Consider the following 16,545-nt stretch of genomic DNA (forward strand, 5'->3'; position numbering starts at 1 on the left):
CGCTTTCTTTTCGGAACACTGGTCGGCTTACTCCGGAATCACTGGTCGGCATGTTCCGGAATGAGTGGTCGGTTTGCTCCGGCGCAAGCATTCATAACACAGTTAGTTGAAGATGATACAAATCCATTCGTTGCTCAGATACTCGCAAGGCATACTGACATCAGGACCACCCAAAAATATTATCATGCTACCTCTCAAAAATTAAGGGAGGCGGTGAACAGGAGGGGTAAGGTGCTGAAACTTGGTAAAGCAAAAACCGGAATGGCATTATTTTTTACAAGTAGTTGATTTAAAAGGATAAATAAATGCCGAAGGGGGGACTCGAACCCCCACGGAGTTGCCCCCACAAGACCCTGAACCTTGCGTGTCTACCAATTCCACCACTTCGGCACATATAGCTACTGAACATATACCGTATTTAAGGTATCATATAGTATCATCTGGTGTCAAGCAGGCGCCTAGGCCTAAATCAACCATCAAAGTAAGCCGTGACATCAGTTTTGGTTTTTTTTGAGAGATTTTGGTAAGGGGTCCATCTCACCCCCACCCTTGAGAGGCGATTTAAACAGCCCTCACGCCCAAAAAAACCTATGAATTTACCTTAATGGACACAACCCTCCTGATTTTTAAAAAACTATATCATAAAACCTCTATATGTGTTCATGGAGCGCAAGCCAATTGCGCAATTTTCCGCCGTGCTAGTAATGACCATGATAGATGGTCGCCAGATATTCGAATTATCATTTTGCGTGACCTCTCTATTACTCGTCCAGCTATGAAGATCAGACCTAGTCGGATGGCCTTCATTCGCTTATTAATCCACGACTGTCCAAGCACCAGCCGCTTCATCAGGACGTTAAAGTTATGTGCCAGCACTGTTACCCACCACCATGCAGCATTTTCACCAAAATCCCCTGATGGAAACCGCCCGCCAGCGAAATCATTACGTCATGCGCCTGTTCACTCTTGCCGCATCTCCCATAAATCCACTTTATCAGCTTATCTCCTGACCAATCCATATTTGTCACGTACCCGAATATTTTATAACGATTATTTTTTATCATCATTGTTGGAAACGGTAACTCATCTTTCTCCATTCCGGGAAGCTCACGACCTTTTATTTCCCGCCGTGTTGCAAGATACCTATATTCCGGCGCACCCTTGCTATGACATAGTTTGTTTGGTACAAAGCATACCTCCGCATATTCTCTTCCTGTCTCCCTAAGTTCTCCATTTATCTCCTTATATATTGGATGCCAGTCCGCTTCTGCTACTTCCATCACCGCTTCCCTAAATGCCTTCGTCACATCGCAGCTTATCACAAACTCTATCCTGCCAAATCGCTTGTTTTCCCCTGCTTCACAATATCTCAACAAATCGTGTTGATACCCCGCACTGTCAGACCTCAAACGTACTTTCCTCACCCCTTTCGGTAAACACTTTAATGCTTCCTCTAATACCCTCCGCTGTTCATATCCCGCTGGTACATTGCCATCACGAAATTCCGTGTGCAACACCACTTCTCTTTCATGCCAATATGTGTTTAACGGCTGATATGCCTTCTCTTCCTTCATAGCTGTAAAGCGCTTCCTTCTTTGATGTCTCTGATAATGTAGCGTCCATGTCTAATGTGGCTGTCTCTTCACATGGCTTTATTACTTCAAATCCTATCAAACCTGTGTTTATACTCATCAGTGCCTTCAGATTCTCTGTGACCTTCGGTATGAATGCTGTCCTGCCTACCCTCAGTTTCTCTTGTTCCTTATCATGAAATTTCGATAAATAACGAAATATTACCGCTTCCGACGGTGTCGTCCTTTTACGTTCCTTGCGGAATCTCCTCTGTTTCTCTCGTCTCTCCCTTCGACTTAGACCTGCTCTTAATGCCTGCCTCCAGTAGTGTCCGGTAAAAAAATAAAAGGATACCCTGCTCGCCGTCGAAGCTGTTAAAATAGGTTTGTGAAGACCAAGCAAAGACGGGAGGGACAGGGCATGGTTATAGTGGACGGGGAGCATGGCCGTATAGAAACAAGAAAATATTGGATAACCGAGGATGTAGGTTGGATAATCGATAAAGAAAAATGGGAAGGCTTAAAAAGTATAGGATGTGTGGAATCAGAAAGAGAGATTGATGGGAAAATGACAGTCGAGACAAGATATTATATAAGTAGCATAGGAGCAGATAGCGAAGACTTTAGTAGAGCGGTGAGAAGTCACTGGACAATAGAAAACTCGCTCCACTGGGTATTGGATGTAGTGTTTCGTGAGGATTACAGTCGTATACGTAGTGGTTATGCAGCGGAAAACTTTTCTGTAGCAAGGCATATTGCGCTGAATCTTCTGAAATTGGAGAAAACCGCCAAAATAGGCGTTAAAAACAAGAGACTGAAAGCTGGTTGGAGCAATAACTACATGGAGAAAATCATCCTATGTTGAAATGCGTTTGCCCTGGGGGGTTATCAATCCATTATTTAGATATCATAAAAATATGTTATAATAAATAGTTTTTAATTACATAAATAAGCGATTGTGTCATGCTTCACGGCATAAGGCATTTATAGCCAGAAAGTAGCATAGATACTATTGCACACTTATGCAATTAGATAGTAGTAAATTTGAAAATTCTCTGACTTGAGGAAAGGATTATGTTTAAGAGATTAGAATATAAGATAAAGCACGGCTTGTTGTATCAGATGTCTTTTCTTATTTTAGCTTTTATAATTACAGTGCCGCTCTACGGCGCTGAGACAGGGCAGAGTTCCTTTAATTCTGTGATGGAGGCATCAGATAACCCACTATTAAACACATCAATAATTTCTGCCCATGCCTTTAACAAAAAAGAAATTTCAGCAGAGCAATGCGGAGTTTGCCACACTGAGCAGTACAGGGACTGGCAGCGCAGCAACCACTCCGTAGCAGCAGCAGCGCCCGTATACAACTGGTTTGAGTTAAAGGTCAACCTGCTCACTGGAGGCGCTACAAGAATCGGCGGTGATTTGCCATACCTATGTATACGCTGCCATGCGCCAGCAGCAACTTTTGACCATTTTCTCAGAAATAACAACAGAACAGTTATAGCACAGATGGTTGAGCCGGAGAAAGACAAAAACATTTTAATAGAGTTAGATGTCATAAGTGATGAGCTTATGCATTTGGCAGACGAGGTGAAACCTCCCTATTATCCCACTCATAAACTGGGTAAAGAGGGCGTCACCTGCCTTGCCTGCCATGCTCCACTTAAAGATAATCGCAAAGATTATGACCTTCTAAGAAAAATAAACCATCAACACGGTATTAATACGATGTTTTATGATATGTCAGGAATCACAGTGCGCACAGGGCGACATGCTGCCAGTGGTTTGGACAGCCGTAAACTACCCACTTCAACAATGCACCGTTATGGATTTCATCACATAATCACAGATGATGAAATACAAGGGACAGCAACTTTGGACGCTGAACAGAAACTTGATTTCGCAGATGGTTTCTCTGGTGGCGGCAAAGGCAAAGGTAACACAGCAGGCGTCTGCCGCCACTGCCATATGGTTCAAACCCGGCTTCACGTCAATATAGAAGATGATCCTCTTGAGCAGATGACTGTCAGGGAGTGGCAGCACGGCGCAGCCTTTAAAGACGGGCAGAGCTGTGTTGACTGCCACATGGTCAATACCTATAAGGGTAAAGCTGAACTTGGGGATATGTCAAAATACACTCAGGAGAAGCGCTTTAAAAATATCCCTGTTGCTAACCACATGTTAGTAGGTGGAGCTAACGCACTTATGAGCGCTGCAAAGGCTGATGAGCTTGGGTATCCGTTAGAGTATCTGGCCGTTGAAAAAATCAGAATGCTCAGGTCTACGCTTGATTTTCAGGTCTTGTTAAAGCCTGAGTACAATGCAAGCGCCTGTGTTCCAGGTAAGGCTACAGTAGGGATACAACTGAATAATACACGAGGCGGTCATAATGTTCCTACCGGAGTCAGCCAGTTTCGTGAGCTTTGGGTTGAGGCAGAGATTAAATGCGGTGGTAAAGTGATATTTTCATCCGGCAAGGTATCTGGCCCGTATGAGGTGCTTGGCGGTCATGAAATTGGCTTTAAGCGTTATTCCGAGATCAATAAACTAAGCCCTGGCGCGAGGGATTTTTATTTCCCTGTTATTACGAAAAATGGCTCAGACATCAACCTTATCCACTTCTCAGACAGTTTATATTACACAAAGTCTAACATCGGAGGAAAACCTGTTTTGGATTTTGCTGGTTCTGTATATTTTACAAAATTTACAGATGGACTCGTAAATGATACTTCTGAAAAAGGCCCTGTTATAACCTCAAAACTCATCTATTACCCTGAACTTGATATTAAACAGTGTGATGGGCAGCCAGCAGCCGGGCGCTTTGCACTGAATTGGCGTTTTTACCCACCGTGGCTGCTTATGGATATAAAGAAAAACATAGAGGCTGGCAGAAGCGGTGACCCTGCAGGGTTTCCACCTGAAGCGCTTGCTGATATTGACAGTAATCTGATAGATGCTATAGATGATAATTTTATGAAGAGCAATAAGACGTATACACTTTTTGAGATCAATGATTTTCCAATTACGGCGAATATCTGTCAGAATAATAACTAATGCAGTTCACGGCTCAGGAACTAGAGGATGTTAAAAGAGATTTTTCAGTTTCTTGAGATAATTATCGAGGACGCCGGGGACATTAGACAGGAAATTAAGTCCAATCGAATCAGAAGGTATTTCTATAACTGCGTGGGAGAGCCTTTTCAATACGATAACATTGTCGCTTGAGTAAGCGACCGCATGAGTTTTAAGCTCATCAACTAGCCGATGGATGAGTTTTTCAGTAAATACGGCTGATACCGCGCAGTCTTCCTCGGCTCCCAACAGTCTTATTTCGTCGGATGTGTTGGCATGTGAGAGGTTTGCGCTATCTTTCGTGCAGAAATAGGCGTTATTGGCGTTGCGTTGAATTGCCAGGAAGTCAGCGTCCAGCGATAGTGAGGGGAAAGGCCAAATGTCTGAACGATTGGAAATAAAACCGCTTACTGTCCTGTTTGCCCAAAATGCGAGGCTGTGTTTTTTTGGAATGCTGTTTATCTGATTAATGAATTCTCTGTTGCTTTCAATAGTCTTGTATAAGTCCTGTCCAACCAGCATTTTATAATAAGACGATACCGGTATTTTGTCCTGCAGATACCACCTGATTTGGAATTTAAAGGGGAAATCAGCGACCATTAATAAATACAGGTTGGACACAATGAAAAGCGCAAAAAGTGCAGCGGCAGATTTTTTTATCGCCCCGGAGAGCTGAAGCTGCCCGAAATCTGTTTTAGCAATCAGGTAAATGCAGGTCAGATATATACAGGCCATTATGTGCATGAGGTGATGGCCTCCGATATTTGTGGCATATGTAATAAACCAGTGGCTTAGTGGGGCTAAGACAATCAGTCCCAATATTTTCAGCGGTTTTATGTCCCTGCGGTTTGCTATAAGAAAAAGGCATACGATAAGAGGTATAAACGCTAGGACCTCTTTTATCTCGGTTGGAAACTTATAGATAAAATTTAAGAAATTGTAAATCCTGTTTTGAACATCCCTATAGAACGCAACGTGATTTATTTGCTCAAGCTGCAAGTTAAACCTTGCGGCAGGCTGTATGATAAACAACACAAGGCCGGTGTATAAGAATGAGGCCAAACCTGTAAGCGCTCCGATTTTCTTATTTTCAAAGATGTAGCAATATGCGGCGAATGTGAAATAAAACATTGCCGAATCATCGGAGGTCAATATACCTAGTGCGGTGGCAATCGAATAGGGCAGCCATTTCTCTGTCTTTAAGTAATAATACGAGGCCAAAATAAAAGGTCCTATTATCAGGCCCCTGTTGCCGCCGAAGTGAACGATTGTCATGTAACTGCTTATCATAAGAACGCCAGCAGCAATGTAGAATTTTTGTTTATACCACGCGGGGGCGTAGAATTTCATTAGCTTCCATGTATATAAAAGCAGCCCAATGTAATTGAAAATAAAAAATATTGCGTAGAAAAAGTTTATATCCTGCCAAAACACATAGCTCAGTGCCAGCGCGTTCATCGTAAACGTAACCGGTGCGGCCAATTGATTTATGTAGGCGTGAGGATTTTTGTTTTCAAAAATGTGCATATTGTCTTTGTTTATTGACAATTGAAATAACCGGCCATTTACTGTATTATAAAATATCTGATGAAATGCCTCAACCGTGATATATCCTGACGATGTGGAAACGGTTGTATTGAGATTAATAAAGAAACCAGCTATGAATATCGTAAATATGATGGCAGAGGCTATAAAAAATACGAGCACAGCCCTATGCAGTTTCACTTAACTATTAAGCCCATTCTTATTTGTATCGCTCAATGGCGCCATTTTTTGTAAACACCCTTTTGTTTAATACAATCCACTTAAACCACAGCCTGAATATATCGATAACAGAGGCTTTGACTGACTTCGGTCTCGTTCCCTTTGCAGCTCCCAGCTTCCTATTGATAAAACCTATTAGCACCTCCCTGATTGACTTTCCACACCAGGATGACTTTATTAACCCCTCAGGGTTGGAGAAACCGCTCTTAGATTCATAGGTTATCGATTGTATCCACTTTGTGGGATAAAAGGTCACGTTTTGATAATCTGACAGGGGTACTTTAAACAATAACCTGATTATAAGGTAATTCACTATTGAAACTATTGATTTTTTTAAATTATCTGAACGCCCTATTAATATGGTATTTCCACGTACACCCTGAACTATGTCAAATGTCTTTAGCAGCTCAAGGTGTTTTCGCAAATCACCTATATTATAACTCCAGTCTACTGTCTGCCAAAACAGGAATTCCTTCGATGCAGATTTGACCGCCCTTTGAAGTGAAAGCCCGACATCAAGATTTTTCTCGTTTCTGTATAGTCTGAATTTTACATGTGTCTTCATGAACGTCTCCGCAAGTTCATATGTCCTGTCGGTACTACAGTCGTCAATCAGTATAAGTTCAAAATCCTCAACGGTTTGTTCCATCAGGTCGTATGCCCTTTTGAGAAACTCCTCGATAGACTCCTCCTCATTATAGGCCCAGCTTAACATGGAAACACTTCTGTCGAATTTCTCCATTAAAATATCTTTCCCTTGTATTTGATTTCACGCAAGGCTTTCTCGGCTTCAAGCAGATACTTATAGTACTTGACCGTAATATTTGAAGGGTCCATGGCATCGATATATCCTGATTTGAGGCCGTCTAATATCTCAATTATCCCGTCGGTTACCGTTTTTTTCGTCTTAAACCCAAGGACATTTGTTATTTTATCGCAGCATACCCTGTAGTCTCTCCTGTCCGGGTCTGATGGAAAGAACTCCAGTTCGGTATTTGGTATGGCATTTTTTACCATATTGGCTATCTGCCATATCTGGTAGTTTTGGTCGTTTGAGCCGACATTAAAGGCCTGTCCATTTATAATAGATAAGTTTTGCGTCTGCATTACAAGTAAAAATGCGTCCACTACATCTTTTACATGAACCAGCGGTCTCCACTGCTGGCCTCCACCCATGATGTGTATCTTCCCGTTTTGCCATGCCTTCCAGGTCATTGTGTTTACAACAAGGTCGAAACGCATTCTTGTGGAGTAGCCGTAGACTGTCCCGTTTCTAAGAAATGTGACACAAAAATTATCATCGGCAAGTGGCTTTATGGCCTCTTCTGCCTTGATTTTCGACCTTGCATACAATGATACAGGGTTTTTCTTTGACTCTTCGTTTAAGAGGTTGTCGTCACCTTCTCCATATATGCTGCACGAGGAGGCAAGTATGTACTGACGTACTCCCATTTCTTTCGATACCTTAGCTACACGTATCGAGCCTTTCTGGTTTATATTAATTGTTGCCTGCGGGTTTATTTCACTGGCAGGGTCGTTGGAAATACCGGCAAGGTCTATTACCACATCCACTCCCTTTAGCAATGCCTTGTCGAAATATCTTACGTCATCCTTATAAAAATGGACTTTTGGATGGTCCAGGTATTTAAGAACCGGCCTCTTTCCAAAAAACATTCTGTCAAGCACTATAACTTCATACTCGTTTTCGAGCATTGCCCCTATCATTATGGAACCGATATAGCCAGCTCCTCCTGTTATAAATACCTTTTTCATCATTTTACTGTTCTCCGTATCCAGTTATTAAACAGTGTAGATAATAGAATATTCCCTCTTTGATAGTCAACTTGTTCAACCAGCGATATCCATATCGGTATGTGAAAGGGAATTATTTACCCACTGTATCAGAAATCAAAGCAGACGCCGTTGATTGCCTTTACTTCTGGTGTGATTGCATGGTCGTTCTTAACCCGACAGACTATATACCCTTTTAATATTGCGTTTTCTCCATAGTAATTTTCGAAGTATTTGAACCCCTTTGGCGGCGCGGGCACACCAGTCAATTTAGCTTCAATGGCTATGAACTGACCGCCTTTTTCAATAATAAAGTCAATCTCTCTGCCCTCTCTTGTACGCCAGTAGTAAAGCGGTGGATTCGTTAGCCCCTGTGAAAACAGGTAGCGTTGTATTTGGCTAAAGGCATAGGTCTCCCATAGCGCCCCTGCCATTGGGGTATTCGCAATCTCATCCCATGAATAAAGACCCATGAGATGAGCGGCAAGCCCTGTGTCAAGGAAATAGAGCTTGGGTGACTTGACAAGCCTCTTGCCGAGACTTCTGTGGTATGGTTCAAGTAAACAGACCATATGCGATGCCTCAAGCGCCGATACCCATGCTTTTATGGTGTTTGGGGATACCCCGACGTCTCTTGACAGGTCAACAAAAGACAGGGTTTGTGCCGTCCGTATGGCGGCAGCCCGTAAAAATCGATTAAAGTCACGTAAACTGCCGACACGCATTATATTTCTGACATCCCTTTCGAGGTAAGTCGATATATACGAAGGGTACCAATGGTGTCGGTTCATATCAGCGTAAAGAGCCGGGAAACCTCCTGTACCTATGTAATCTTCAACAGAAGTAAGCCTGTTTGCGCGCTGTAGTTCGTGAGCGGACAATGGCTGAAGATTGACTATGGCACAGCGTCCGGCCAGACTTTCTGACAGGTTTTGCATGAGCTGAAAACTCTGTGAGCCGGTTAAAAAAAACTGTCCACTGCGTTTTGACTTATCAATGGTTAGCTTGATATGCCTGAAAAGGCCGGGTGCGTACTGCGCCTCATCTATAATTACCGGCTTGTTCAATGAGCCTATAAAATCATGAGGTGAGTTTATCGCCTCTTCGGCCATGTCGGGATCATCCAGTGTGACATAGGAATAATCAGGGAAAAGGTGTGTTAATATGCTGGTCTTCCCTGTCTGCCTTGCACCAGTAACAAAGACGGCGGGAAATTGTCTTCCAAGATTTATGATTAACTCTTCGGCATTTCTCTTTATCCACATGTGGATATTATGCAGCCAGATTGCAGAATTGTCAACATGCTGTTTCCACGACGAAATACTCACGGGCAATCTTGTTTCTCATGCAATTCACCTTAACGCAGGGCAGGTCTGAAATCAAATGCGCCATAAAAATGTATCAATGACTTAAATCTTATGCAGTCACAGCTTCCGTACAGATTGCGTCTGTCTATAAGGATGGGTATAACACCTGCCATTGTCGCGCACAACACATCTGATTCGTATTCATTGCCGACATAAAGTACGTTTTTACGGGATTTTTCAAGAGACATCCCCCGCAGGGCTATGTCTAATATCTCAGGGTTTGGTTTTTCTACACCAGCCTCCTCAGATGATATAATTACCTTAAAATAACTGGTTAATCCAAGTCTGTCTATTATCATGCGAAGATTCCTGTCCCAGTTTGCCACTATCCCTAGCGGCAATCCTAAACGGTGCTGCAGATTCCCTAAGACCCCCTTAACGCCCTTTATTGCGCTCCAGTGCCTCTTTTGGTTGAATTGTTCGACAAGCACCGGTTGAAGCCTTTTAAAATGGCTTGAAATCCCTATTGCCCTGCATAGTTTTTCGTTATAGTCGAGATAGAAGGCCGCCTTTTCCACGGCGTCTTTAATCTTGATGGATGAGTATTTGTTGTTAAAATCTACAATTGTATAGGCCGATTTTACATCTGCCAGACGGAGGCGCAGACCGATTGATGAGGCGGCCAGCATAAATACCTCCTCACGCGACGGCCGCAATGCCACAAGCGTATCACCGAAATCAAACAGAATTCCGGTAAGTCCACCACTTATTTGTGATAGCAGCTCTCCAGCCATATTTGAAATATCATCAGTGTCCATACTTTATATGTCAGCGTCTCATCTGCCTCGATGAACCGCTTTACAAGTGAATCCACGTATCTTGTGTCAAAGTAGCCGTGTATACTTAGCCGCTCTGCAGAGAGTACTTCCCTTACCATTGACGAAAGTCCCTGTCTTAGCCATGTGTTTTTTGGCAGGACGAAACCCTCCTTCGGTCTGTCTAAAATCTCTTTTGGTACATAACGGGCGGCCACGCACCTCAAGATATACTTAAGGGTCAGCCCCTTTATCTTCAGGCTCCCCGGTATGGACGCGGCAAGCTCCACCATACGGTAATCCAGAAATGGAGTTCTCACCTCAAGAGAACTGGCCATTGAGAGCATATCATTAAAAAACAGTATCTCGTTGTGAAGCAGCGTATTGATGTCGAGATAGAGCATCTTGTTCAGCTCGTCGGCCTTATCGTTACACGACAGATATATGTTTTTAAGAAAATCTGTGGTAGAGTAGGACAGGAAAAGTTCCTTTCCCTTTTTTGAGAACACATGTGCCTTGTCCTCTTCCATGAACGATGTATAGGCCAGGCGCCACTGCCACGGTTCATACGCGGACATGGTTTCAACAAAATCCCTTCTGTTATTAAAAAAACCGTAATCAAGGTCGTCTGACGGTCGTCCCTGTGCCTTTGCCAGTCGTGCCGCGGCAATAGGCCAGACAAGGCGGTGGTGACCGTAAGAGGCAAACATGTCATCTGCCCCGTCTCCTGAGAGCGCCACCTTGACGTGCTGGCTCATATACTTTGACAGCCAATAGGATGATATAACACCGGCAAATGGCTGCCCAAGATGGCAGATTACCGTTGAAAGCCCTTGCTGAAGGTCAGACCAGCTCATTACACATTCGTGGTGTGCGGTTGCATATTGACTAGCAACGATGCGGGCAAAATATGGGTCATTTTTATGTGCTGGCATATCGGCAAACGCAAGGCTAAATGTCTGTACTGGCTTGGGAGAGTATTGGCTCATTATGGCAACGACGGTTGAGGAATCTATCCCACCCGAGAGAAATGCCCCGTAACTTACATCTGCCCTCAGGCGAAGCCGGACGCTGTCACGGAGGATTTCATCTATTCGTTCAATCAGTGCGTTCTCGTCCCTGTCCTGCCATGCAGCGTTCATATTAAGGTCATACCACTTTAATATTTTTGTGCCTGTTTTGTTTTTTATCAGCGCGTGTCCGGGCAGAAGTACCCTGATGTCTTTATACACGGTAAATGGGGCCGGTATGTTGCGAAGTGCGAAGTAGTGGCTTAGTGCCTCGTGGTCTATTTCCCTCCCAGTTAGTGGGTGGCACAACATGGTATTTATCTCCGATGCAAATACGATGGCCTTGTTTTTCTCCATATAACAGAGCGGTTTAACGCCAAAGCGGTCTCGTGCTAACATAAGTGTCTCTGTGCGTTTGTCCCATATGGCTATGGCAAACATGCCGTTGAGTTTGTGCAGGAAGTCTATGCCGTACTGTTCATAAGCATGGACGATTGTCTCTGTATCGCTCATGGTTTTAAAGGAGTGACCAGCGCGCTCTAACTCCTCCCGAAGTTCTATATAATTATAAATCTCCCCGTTGAACACTACCCAGATGGAGTCGTCCTCGTTCGGTATGGGCTGATGCCCGCCCGACAGGTCAATAATAGACAGACGTGCCATGCCAAGCGTAACGTGCCCGTCGTCAACCCCGTCAATAATGTATCCTGAGTCGTCCGGCCCCCTGTGTGCCATGCGCTTAAGCATTGCCTGAAGCACCCCGTGGGGTTGATTATCTGTATAGCCGCATATCCCGCACATCCTCTTTACACGCTCCTTTCACTTAAACCATGACTCTATCTCGCGCTGCCCGCGCTGCGGGTAAATCACCGCCGGCACCCCTAAGGCCATAGAGCCGTCTGGCATGTCCTTATTCACGACGGTGTGGGCTGCCGCGACACATTGATTTCCTATTGATATATCCCCAATTATAGTGGAATTGGCAAAGAAAAAACAGTTATCCCCCACGCGGGGAAATTTTTTAATCGAATCAGGATGCCAGCTCTTCACGATGAAAGAAACCCCCTGAAAGATTGTCGCATGAGAACCTATTGTCGTGCCCCTTCCAATGACTATGCCAACCGGGTGGGCAATAAACAGTCCCGGGCCGATTTGCGCGTTGAATTCTATCTCTGCCCCTGTCAGGGTAATGTTTAACCGTGTAATAAACCATGCCGCGTAGTTATGCCTGTTTCTATAGAGCCAGTGTGATATGCGATATAGTAAAACACTGTGGAAACCGGCCTTAAACAATATACTTTCAATCAGTACGCGTCCCTTTGAGTATGGGTGTCCCCGTTGCCGGAAACTCTGCTCAAAACGGGAAAAATCACTTTTAATCAGCCTTATTAGTTCTGCAAATTTCACAATATAACTAGGGGCGCTTCAACAGCGGTCGTGTGACCGTCTCAAGGCCGTCATGCCTTGCAGTGCCGGTGCTTAGTGTTTTAAAATCAGCGTTTTCGATATATATCTCGTTCCAGTACCGCAGCACTACCGCCGGGTGGAGCTTGGGCTGGTATCCGGCAAGATTCAACTTAAACACCTCGAAAACCATCTCTGCATCGTTAAAGCCATAGAGGTAGCGTATACCGTTTGTGCCGGAGAACCGCGGGTTTATCTCGAAGACATATACCTGCCCGTCAAGCAGCCGAAATTGAAAATTACATGCCCCTGTTGTCCCTAAGGCGTTTGCAATGGCTGTGATTTGTGCCGTAATGCTGTCGTCTTGTGTAAGCTCAGTCCTGAATGTCGTCCCTGCAAGCAGGTCTCTGTGCAGAACGATTGAGGCAAAGATATTTTTGTCTTTGTCTGCGACGGTAGTGGCCGTGTACTCGGCATCATCGCCGACTAAGTATCTCTGTATGAGCATGTCGGGGGCCAGAATTTTAGCTGCCTCTATCTCTTTTAGCGAGTGTACTACAAAAATATTTTTTGATGAAGACCCCAAACGAGGCTTCATTATCAGGGGGAATCCATATGTAGAAATCATTCTCTCGACAGCCACGTCATCATCTGCAATGTGGGTTTCTGGATAAGGGAATGAATTATTTTTCAGGAATTCCGACGTTAGTAATTTGTCTGAGCCAATGCGCACCACCTCAACAGGATTTACAAAGACCTCAACGCCGAGTTCCTGCTGAATGACTTCCTTTTGCAGGCTGAAATACTCCAGCTCCGGCGGCACACACACATAAATGGCCTCAATCTGTTCTCTTGTGATGATGTCTTTTATTTCTGCATAAAACGTTGGCGAACCGGTTTTGGATACGGTATAGTATGCGTCGGCCAGCGAAAAACCCGCTGAGAGCGGGTGCATATCAATCCCTACGATGTAGTAATCCCGATTTGCTGCCCGTAAGGATTTTAATATCCCCTGCCCAATGTTTCCACCTATGGCGGTTATTAAAACCCTGTGCGCTGCCATTAGTTTAACCCCATACCTGTTTTGAGTTGTTCCAAACCCTCTTCAATTTGATATTTTGGAGAGAAAGTCAGTTCGTGCCGTGCCCTCGATATATTAATCTTTCTTCCCATATCTCCATCGTCTTTGTCCGGCAGGTAAGTGATTTTTGCCTCACCTGAGGCGAATACCCTGTTTACAGCTTGGGCCAGTTCGCTCATTGTGACAGGCGTGCCTGAGCCTATGTTAAATACCCCATCGGCCTGCCTTCGGGCGGCAAGGACGTTTGCTATTGCGGCGTCCTCGCAGTGGAGAAAATCCTGTGTCCTCTCTCCGCTTCCGTAGACCAATATCTCTCTGTTTTTCATAGCACAGTCTATCATAACAGGCAGGACAGTTCCAGGGTACTGCCCATTGCCGTATAAAGATGAATATCTGAGAAAGGCGGTCCTGACACCTTTTTTACGAAGCGGGGTAAGCAGGTTTTCTCCAGCCAATTTGGATGCGGCATAGGCATCAGCTGGCCCAAGTTGGGAGTCTTCATTAATAATATCAGGGGTATCGGCGTAAACAGATATAGATGAGCTGTAGACGACCTGTCTGAGGTGCCTCCAGTGATGGGTTTGTGCGGCTAAGTGAACTACGGGCAGTATGTTATTTAGTGCAACAGATGTATCATCAGCTCCGCCTCCACGCGGGATTGCCGCTGCGAGGTGGAAGACATGGGTAACGTTATCGGGCATCTTTGCCCATGATTCAGTGAGCGTAAGGTCTCCGCTTGTATATTTTATATTATTATCTGCCTCGATGCTGTCTTCAGTCCTTATGGCAGCGACAACCCTCATCTGCGGATATTCCCTCGTTAAAACACGCAGTAGGCGTCTGCCTAAAAGGCCGCTTGTCCCTGTTATCAAAAAGACGCCCTCATCAGTCAATCTTAGGTTCCCTCTTATGTTTCATCTTTACTGGGCTGCTTTTGCAGCTTCTCTTTTGATGCCTTCTCAAGCAGGTAGTAGTAGTTATAGTTCCATGAACGGAATTGCCTGTCGGCGCAGTTTTCGCAGAGTTTCATTCTGCTAAACTCCCTCTTGATATGCAGTTGCCGCAACCACTGAAAATCTGCCCCGCCCCATATGGCTGATATTGGTTCCTTCATTACGTTTCCCCAGTTTGTTCTGCCCTTTATGTCGTAGATGCAAAACCTGACGTCGCCATTAGTGTCTATCAATATTCTGTCAAAGGGAAATGGGCACGGTGCATCGGCGTTTAAATATGGCGTGAGGTCGCCGGAGTCTGCCAGGTCATTTATATCCCATGTAAGGTACTTGCGTACCTGTACCTTGTCAACTATTTTGTCCCAGAATTCGACGATTTGAGGGACTTTTTCAGTTATGATTTTCTGGTTGACAACGCTTGCAATTATATTTGTTGCAGGGTTGAGTGTGTTTCTCAGTGCAACTGTGAGCTTGATATTTTCGAGCGTATTATCAAAGTCAAGCCCCTTGCGTACTATACTATATGTCTCGATATCTGCGGCATCAACGCTGAACTCTATTGTATCTATACCTGCGGAAAGCAGGCGGCTTGCCTTGTCCTCAGTCATCATTGAGCCATTAGTTATCAGACCTGTCTGGCAGCCCTCGGCCTTTGCGTATTCGATATAGTCGATAAGCCGATTGTGCAGCAGCGGTTCACCGGCACCTGAAACCCTCAATATCGATTTATTTTGTCCTGTCTGTCTGGCTATTGTTTTAAATACGTCCTCGGGCATATAGGGTGTTTCAATGGCGCGTTGTTCCTGTCTTATTGTAGAGTTCGTATATGGGCAATGCGGACATTTCGAGTTACATATGTAGGTGGTGTTTATTGTGACCATTTTAGGAAATGCCTGCGAATCCTTAAATTGTTCCAGTGTGTCCATATCATATGGGAAATGGTTTATTGCGGTTGACTCAGTGCCCATAAAATCTCCTCTTCTAAGGTTAATCAGTATCACTTAGCATAAAAGACATAACATTATAATAGCAAGGGCTGCGCTCATTAAGCCCTTGCTATAAACAGTAAAAAGGCGCTCCACTCCGGCAATAACCTGCCCATGTGGTTAAATGCCCACAGCAGTTCCTTCGGCCAGTCTTTCATTCTGTCTGAGGACAGGGGTTTTAAAAAAATACCTTTCTCGAAACTCCCCGTTAATCCTGCGCGCTTTATGTCATCAAGCATATCGTCAATGAAATAGTGCCTGCGATGCCCAACCTCTAAGTCTGATGGGGCGAGTTCCTCGTATGTTTTTATCATCCCTAATTGATAGCCAACCCTTCTGTGCAGGGACATCTTATTGGGCACGATTATAACTATGCGGCCATCCTGCTTTAAAAGTCCCTTGTATTGTTTCAACACCACGACTGGGTCATAGACATGTTCCAGCACGCAGCTCATCACTACTGAGTCGTACCTTTTGTCCGATGTGAATTCCTCAAAGAGCGAGTGTCTGATGTTTAAGCGGCTTCCATATTTTTTCTTTGCGTATTCTATATTTTCTGTTGAACCCTCTACGGTTGTCACATTGAATCCACGCTCAAGCAGTGTGTCAGTCCATCCCCTGTCTGTATACCCAAGTTCCACTACGTCCGGCCCGGTAACGTACCCGATTGACTCGGCAACCACCATTAACATCTGCTCCCTGTCGATTGTCATGGCCTTTTCCGTGAAAAACACCTTCCCCATTGAATCGAGGCGGTCTCTTTCGTCTTTTACAAAGCCGTCGCTCAT

At 44.5% G+C, this 16,545-nt stretch carries 16 protein-coding genes and 1 tRNA gene; 3 read left to right on the plus strand and 14 right to left on the minus strand.

Translation table 11 applies throughout. From position 1 onward, the window contains the following. The coding region (locus ASN18_RS08755) for a hypothetical protein (protein ID WP_236861622.1) at window positions 1–288 on the plus strand (288 nt) is incomplete at its 5' end. A gap of 18 nt (window positions 289–306) precedes the next feature. On the opposite strand, the gene ASN18_RS08760 is transcribed toward ASN18_RS08755, so the two are convergent. From ASN18_RS08760 to ASN18_RS08770, 3 genes are all read right to left on the minus strand, one after another. Further along, window positions 307–390, minus strand: a tRNA-Leu gene (locus ASN18_RS08760). A 488-nt stretch (window positions 391–878) separates the two neighbouring features. After that, window positions 879–1,574, minus strand: coding sequence for a transposase (locus ASN18_RS08765; protein WP_085052369.1), 696 nt, complete (start codon window positions 1,572–1,574; stop codon window positions 879–881). Further along, on the minus strand, window positions 1,528–1,974 hold the full coding sequence (locus ASN18_RS08770) for a hypothetical protein (RefSeq protein WP_157072900.1): 447 nt from the start codon (window positions 1,972–1,974) through the stop codon (window positions 1,528–1,530). The genes ASN18_RS08765 and ASN18_RS08770 overlap by 47 nt, the downstream gene beginning before the upstream one ends. An 18-nt stretch (window positions 1,975–1,992) precedes the next feature. On the opposite strand from ASN18_RS08770, the gene ASN18_RS08775 reads away from it, so the two are divergent. Together ASN18_RS08775 and ASN18_RS08780 are read left to right on the plus strand one after the other, a co-directional pair. Further along, a complete protein-coding gene (locus ASN18_RS08775) occupies window positions 1,993–2,436 on the plus strand; it encodes an ISAs1 family transposase (protein ID WP_085052371.1) in 444 nt (147 codons plus the stop codon). Between the two features lie 209 nt (window positions 2,437–2,645). Further along, entirely contained in the window at window positions 2,646–4,628 is a 1,983-nt protein-coding gene (locus ASN18_RS08780) for a multiheme c-type cytochrome (protein ID WP_085052372.1), read from the plus strand. A 30-nt stretch (window positions 4,629–4,658) separates the two neighbouring features. On the opposite strand, the gene ASN18_RS08785 is transcribed toward ASN18_RS08780, so the two are convergent. The 11 genes from ASN18_RS08785 to ASN18_RS08835 form a co-directional block, all read right to left on the minus strand. Beyond that, complete coding sequence (locus ASN18_RS08785; RefSeq protein WP_085052373.1) at window positions 4,659–6,371, minus strand: glycosyltransferase family protein; 1,713 nt, start codon at window positions 6,369–6,371, stop codon at window positions 4,659–4,661. A gap of 19 nt (window positions 6,372–6,390) precedes the next feature. Continuing rightward, window positions 6,391–7,152, minus strand: a complete 762-nt coding sequence (locus ASN18_RS08790; protein WP_085052374.1) for a glycosyltransferase family 2 protein — start codon at window positions 7,150–7,152, stop codon at window positions 6,391–6,393. Continuing rightward, a complete protein-coding gene (locus tag ASN18_RS08795) occupies window positions 7,152–8,186 on the minus strand; it encodes an NAD-dependent epimerase/dehydratase family protein (protein ID WP_085052375.1) in 1,035 nt (344 codons plus the stop codon). The genes ASN18_RS08790 and ASN18_RS08795 overlap by 1 nt, the downstream gene beginning before the upstream one ends. A gap of 125 nt (window positions 8,187–8,311) precedes the next feature. Beyond that, window positions 8,312–9,529: an ATP-binding protein gene (locus ASN18_RS08800; RefSeq protein WP_236861626.1), complete on the minus strand. Its 1,218-nt coding sequence runs from the start codon at window positions 9,527–9,529 to the stop codon at window positions 8,312–8,314. Window positions 9,530–9,558: 29 nt separating this feature from the next. Further along, complete coding sequence (locus tag ASN18_RS08805; RefSeq protein ID WP_236861623.1) at window positions 9,559–10,302, minus strand: HAD family hydrolase; 744 nt, start codon at window positions 10,300–10,302, stop codon at window positions 9,559–9,561. Continuing rightward, a complete protein-coding gene (gene asnB, locus ASN18_RS08810) occupies window positions 10,275–12,134 on the minus strand; it encodes an asparagine synthase (glutamine-hydrolyzing) (RefSeq protein WP_085052378.1) in 1,860 nt (619 codons plus the stop codon). The genes ASN18_RS08805 and asnB overlap by 28 nt, the downstream gene beginning before the upstream one ends. 18 nt (window positions 12,135–12,152) lie before the next feature. Further along, on the minus strand, window positions 12,153–12,740 hold the full coding sequence (locus ASN18_RS08815; RefSeq protein ID WP_085052379.1) for a serine O-acetyltransferase: 588 nt from the start codon (window positions 12,738–12,740) through the stop codon (window positions 12,153–12,155). 7 nt (window positions 12,741–12,747) lie between these two features. Next, window positions 12,748–13,800 carry an ATP-grasp domain-containing protein gene (locus tag ASN18_RS08820; RefSeq protein WP_085052380.1) on the minus strand — a complete coding sequence of 351 codons (1,053 nt, stop codon included), beginning with the start codon at window positions 13,798–13,800 and terminating at the stop codon, window positions 12,748–12,750. Next, the gene (locus tag ASN18_RS08825) at window positions 13,800–14,711 is read right to left on the minus strand and encodes an NAD-dependent epimerase/dehydratase family protein (RefSeq protein ID WP_236861624.1); all 912 of its coding nucleotides are present in this window, start codon (window positions 14,709–14,711) and stop codon (window positions 13,800–13,802) included. The genes ASN18_RS08820 and ASN18_RS08825 overlap by 1 nt, the downstream gene beginning before the upstream one ends. Window positions 14,712–14,725: 14 nt before the next feature. Beyond that, the gene (locus ASN18_RS08830) at window positions 14,726–15,739 is read right to left on the minus strand and encodes a radical SAM/SPASM domain-containing protein (protein WP_085052382.1); all 1,014 of its coding nucleotides are present in this window, start codon (window positions 15,737–15,739) and stop codon (window positions 14,726–14,728) included. 77 nt (window positions 15,740–15,816) lie between these two features. After that, window positions 15,817–16,545, minus strand: a complete 729-nt coding sequence (locus ASN18_RS08835) for a class I SAM-dependent methyltransferase (RefSeq protein WP_085052383.1) — start codon at window positions 16,543–16,545, stop codon at window positions 15,817–15,819.

The sequence above is a fragment of the Candidatus Magnetominusculus xianensis genome (genome assembly GCA_001541255.1).
In the GTDB taxonomy this organism is placed as follows: Bacteria; Nitrospirota; Thermodesulfovibrionia; order Thermodesulfovibrionales; family Magnetobacteriaceae; genus Magnetominusculus; species Magnetominusculus xianensis.

Bases quoted from the DNA above. Each gene is read 5' to 3' on its own strand.
- ASN18_RS08790 (WP_085052374.1), bottom strand. From the start codon at position 7,152: ATGGAGAAATTCGACAGAAGTGTTTCCATGTTAAGCTGGGCCTATAAT.
- ASN18_RS08820 (WP_085052380.1), bottom strand. From the start codon at position 13,800: ATGGCAGCGCACAGGGTTTTAATAACCGCCATAGGTGGAAACATTGGG.
- ASN18_RS08835 (WP_085052383.1), bottom strand. From the start codon at position 16,545: ATGAGCGACGGCTTTGTAAAAGACGAAAGAGACCGCCTCGATTCAATG.
- ASN18_RS08775 (WP_085052371.1), top strand. From the start codon at position 1,993: ATGGTTATAGTGGACGGGGAGCATGGCCGTATAGAAACAAGAAAATAT.
- ASN18_RS08795 (WP_085052375.1), bottom strand. From the start codon at position 8,186: ATGATGAAAAAGGTATTTATAACAGGAGGAGCTGGCTATATCGGTTCC.
- ASN18_RS08805 (WP_236861623.1), bottom strand. From the start codon at position 10,302: ATGGCTGGAGAGCTGCTATCACAAATAAGTGGTGGACTTACCGGAATT.
- ASN18_RS08830 (WP_085052382.1), bottom strand. From the start codon at position 15,739: ATGGGCACTGAGTCAACCGCAATAAACCATTTCCCATATGATATGGAC.
- asnB (WP_085052378.1), bottom strand. From the start codon at position 12,134: ATGTGCGGGATATGCGGCTATACAGATAATCAACCCCACGGGGTGCTT.
- ASN18_RS08780 (WP_085052372.1), top strand. From the start codon at position 2,646: ATGTTTAAGAGATTAGAATATAAGATAAAGCACGGCTTGTTGTATCAG.
- ASN18_RS08765 (WP_085052369.1), bottom strand. From the start codon at position 1,574: ATGAAGGAAGAGAAGGCATATCAGCCGTTAAACACATATTGGCATGAA.